The organism is Rathayibacter sp. AY1F8, from assembly GCF_002932165.1.
GTDB lineage: Bacteria > Actinomycetota > Actinomycetes > Actinomycetales > Microbacteriaceae > Rathayibacter.
Genome location: NZ_PSVB01000044.1, coordinates 1 through 3,960 on the forward strand (window position 1 = coordinate 1; position 3,960 = coordinate 3,960).

Genomic DNA, 3,960 nt, shown 5'->3' on the forward strand with positions numbered 1-3,960 from the left:
GGGCTCGGGCGCCGTGGTCGGCCGGGGAGCGGCGGGAGGCGCGGGGCGCGGGGGAGGAGCGAATCCGCTGCCCGGCTCGGGGACGAGCGGCTCGCGCGCCTCGATCACGGCGACGGCCAGCGGAGCGACCGCGGCTCCCGAGGCGAGAGCGCTCCGGAGCTGCTCGACCGCGTCGGTCAGCACCGCCCGCCGGGACGTCGATCCGCGACCGGAGGCGAGGGTCGACGTGGCGAGGCCGAGCACGCGCTCGGCCAGCGCCGTCCGCTGCTCCCCGGCCGCGGTCGTCGCGGTGGTGATGGCGTCGGCCGAGACTCCCTCGAGCGCTGCGTTCAGGGATCCGATCGCCACCAGCAGATCGGTGCGGGCCGCGCCCGCGACGGTGCCGTCGGTCGCGGTGAGGAGCGCGAGCGAGTCGTCCCGCAGCGCGAGGCCGGCCTCGCGCGCGGCGGTGTAGGCCGGAGGCGCGGCGACGTCGATGGACGTCTCGCGGAGAGTCGGGGTCGCCTGCGTGCCCTCCGCGGAGGGCGTGCATCCGGTGAGCGCGCCGGCGGCGACGAGCAGGGCGATCGCGGCCGTGGCGCCCCGGAGGAGCGGGCGCGCACCCCCGCGCCGCTCGGCTCGCCCTCGACTCCGCATCACTGCACCCTAATCGGGGGACGGCCGCCGTGGGCGCCGGTCAGCGGGGCGGTTCGCGCATCCGAGACCCGGGTCGGCCGCACCTCCGGGCCGCACCCACGGCGCTCGACCGGTGGGAAGGGGGCCCGGCGCACACCCGTCGAGGGCGGGGGACGGCGCGCGCGGAACGGCGGGGCGCCCGCCGCCGCGCCGCCTAGCATGGGGCGGGTGACCGACCAGCAGGAGCCTCCCGTCCGCCTCCGCCCCGAGATCCTGGCGCTCCCCGCCTACAAGCAGGGCCGCGCGGCCGCCGCCGACGCCTTCAAGCTCTCCTCCAACGAGAACCCGTTCGACCCGCTGCCCTCCGTGCTCGCGCGGGTCCGCGAGGTGGACGACTTCAACCGGTACCCGGACGCGGCGGCGACCGCCCTGCGCACAGCGCTCGCCGCGGAGTACGGCGTCCCGATCGAGGAGGTGATCGTCGGAGCCGGCTCCGTCGCGGTCATCGCCCAGCTCATCACCGCGGCGGCGGGCCCGGGCGACGAGGTCGTCTACGCCTGGCGCTCGTTCGAGGCCTACCCCTCGCTCGTCACGACCGCGGGCGCCACCAGCGTGCGCGTGCCGCTGCGCGCCGACGACACCCACGACCTCGACGCCATGGCCCAGGCCGTCACCGAGCGCACCCGCCTGCTGATCGTCTGCAGCCCCAACAACCCCACCGGCACCGTCGCGACCGCCGACGACGTCGAGGCGCTCCTCGAGCGCGTCCCGGGAGACGTCCTCGTGCTCCTCGACGAGGCGTACGCCGAGTTCGTCGTCGACGAGCGGGCCGTGGACGGCACCCGCCTGCTCGGCCGCTACCCGAACCTCGTGATCGCCCGCACCTTCTCCAAGGCGTACGGCCTCGCCGGCCTCCGCGTCGGCTACGCGATCGGCCACGCGCGGATCCTCGACGCCGCCCGCTCCACCGCCATCCCGCTCTCGGTCACCCGGTTCGCCGAGACCGCGGCGGTCGCCTCCCTCGAGCACCGCGAGGAGCTCCTCGAGCGCGTCCACCGCATCACCCGCCTCCGCGACGACCTCTGGCGGGCGCTGCTCGACCAGGGCTGGACGATCCCGGAGTCGCAGGCGAACTTCCTCTGGTTCGACACCCGCGAGGACACGGCGCGGGCCGCCGAGGTCTTCGAGCGCGCCGGGGTCGTGGTCCGCGCGTTCCCGCCGGAGGGGATCCGCGTCTCCGTCGGCGAGGCGCGCTCTGTCGACAAGCTCCTCAGCGCGGCGGCCGAGATTGTGGCTTCCCTCCCCGAGGGCCACCCCGCGAGACGGATAGGTTAGTCGGGTGGTAGCCACCAGCACGGAGTCGCCGACTGTCCAGTTCCTCTCCGCGGACGGGCGGTTCTCGCCGACCCCCGCGGCCGAGCAGTACGCCTCCTACCTCGACGGGGTGGACGAGGCGCAGCACCGCTCCTTCTACCGCGAGATGGCGGTGGTCCGCCGCTTCGACACCGAGGCCGCGAACCTGCAGCGCCAGGGCCAGCTCGGACTGTGGGTCCCGAGCCACGGCCAGGAGGCGGCGCAGGTCGGCTCCGCGTTCGCGATGCGCCCGCAGGACCACGTGTTCCCCTCCTACCGCGAGCACGTCATCGGCAAGATCCGCGGCATCGACCTGCTCGGCGTCCTCGCGCTCCTGCGCGGCACGACACACGGGGGCTGGGACCCGACCGACCCGACGAACGGGAACTTCCACCTCTACACGCTGGTGCTCGGCTCGCAGGCCCTGCACGCGACCGGCTACGCGATGGGCCTCACCTTCGACGGAGCGACCGGCACGGGCGACCCCGAGAAGGACGCGGCCGTCGTCGTCTACTTCGGCGACGGCGCCTCCAGCCAGGGCGACGTCAGCGAGGCGATGGTCTTCGCCGCGAGCTACCAGGCTCCCGAGGTCTTCTTCCTCCAGAACAACCACTACGCGATCTCGGTCCCCGTGGCCACGCAGTCGCGCAGCCCCCTCTACCTCCGCTCCTCCGGCTTCGGCATCCCCGGCGTGCAGATCGACGGCAACGACGTGCTCGCGAGCTACGCGGTCACCGCCAAGCACCTGCAGGACGCGCGCTCCGGCGGCGGTCCCCAGTTCATCGAGGCGCTGACCTACCGGATCGGCGCGCACACCTCGAGCGACGACCCGACGAAGTACCGCACCGACGACGAGCTCGCCTCGTGGGTCGCGAAGGACCCGATCACCCGCTTCGCCGCGTTCCTGCGGAGCGAGGGCGTGGAGCAGTCCTTCTTCGACGAGGTCGACGAGGAGGCGAAGGACTTCGCGTCCGACATCCGCCGCCGCCTCCTCGCCCTCGAGGTCCCGCCCACGGGCGTCATGTTCGACCACGTCTACTCGGAGCCGCACGTGCTCGTCGAGGAGCAGAAGGCGTGGCTGCAGCGCTACGAAGAATCGTTCGGAGGCGAGTGATGACGATCGACACCAGCACGACGGCCGCGCAGCCGCCCCTCACCGGGTCGCAGCTCGAGTCCATGTCCATGGCCAAGGCGCTCAACGCCGGCCTCCGCCGCGCGATGACGCAGGACGACCGAGTCCTCCTGATGGGCGAGGACATCGGCCCCCTGGGCGGCGTCTTCCGCATCACCGAGGGCCTGCACGCCGAGTTCGGGGCGAAGCGCGTGCTCGACACGCCGCTCGCCGAGTCCGGCATCGTCGGCACTGCGATCGGGCTCGCGATGCGCGGCTTCCGCCCGGTCTGCGAGATCCAGTTCGACGGGTTCATCTACCCGGCGTTCGACCAGATCACCTCGCAGCTGGCCAAGATGACCAACCGCCACGAGGGTGCGATCACCATGCCCGTCGTCATCCGCGTGCCCTACGGCGGGCACATCGGAGCGGTCGAGCACCACCAGGAGAGCAACGAGGCGTACTTCGCGCACACCGCGGGCCTGCGCGCGGTCAGCCCGTCGACTCCCAACGACGCCTACTGGATGATCCAGGAGGCCATCGCCTCGGACGACCCCGTCATGTTCTTCGAGCCCAAGAGCCGCTACTGGCCCAAGGGCGACGTCGACCTCAGCGGATCCGCCGCGCCGCTGCACGCCAGCCGCGTCGTCCGCCCGGGCACCGAGGTCACGCTGGTCGGCTGGGGCCCGATGGTCGCCGTCCTCCTCCAGGCCGCCGAGCTCGCCGGCGAGGAGGGCACGAGCGTCGAGGTCGTCGACCTGCGCTCACTCTCCCCGATCGACTGGGAGCCGCTGCTCGCGTCGGTCCGCAGGACCGGTCGGCTCGTCGTCGCGCAGGAGGCGTCCGCGAACGTGAGCCTCGGCTCCGAGATCGCGGCGACC

The 3,960-nt window shown here is 73.4% G+C and carries 3 protein-coding genes and 1 pseudogene; 3 read left to right on the top strand and 1 reads right to left on the bottom strand.

Translation table 11 applies throughout. The features are described from left to right. A pseudogene (locus C5C35_RS16580) lies at positions 1 to 636 on the bottom strand (hypothetical protein); the annotation flags it as partial. Positions 637 to 834: 198 nt separating this feature from the next. Here C5C35_RS16580 and hisC point away from each other — a divergent pair. From hisC to C5C35_RS16595, 3 genes are all read left to right on the top strand, one after another. Further along, positions 835 to 1,950 carry a histidinol-phosphate transaminase gene (gene hisC, locus C5C35_RS16585; RefSeq protein WP_104263616.1) on the top strand — a complete coding sequence of 372 codons (1,116 nt, stop codon included), beginning with the start codon at positions 835 to 837 and terminating at the stop codon, positions 1,948 to 1,950. 4 nt (positions 1,951 to 1,954) lie between these two features. Next, the gene (locus C5C35_RS16590; RefSeq protein WP_104263617.1) at positions 1,955 to 3,082 is read left to right on the top strand and encodes a thiamine pyrophosphate-dependent dehydrogenase E1 component subunit alpha; all 1,128 of its coding nucleotides are present in this window, start codon (positions 1,955 to 1,957) and stop codon (positions 3,080 to 3,082) included. Next, a partial coding sequence (locus C5C35_RS16595) for an alpha-ketoacid dehydrogenase subunit beta (protein WP_104263618.1) occupies positions 3,082 to 3,960 on the top strand: 879 nt, incomplete at its 3' end. The genes C5C35_RS16590 and C5C35_RS16595, both read left to right, overlap by 1 nt.

Bases quoted from the DNA above. Each gene is read 5' to 3' on its own strand.
- hisC (WP_104263616.1), top strand. From the start codon at position 835: ATGGGGCGGGTGACCGACCAGCAGGAGCCTCCCGTCCGCCTCCGCCCC.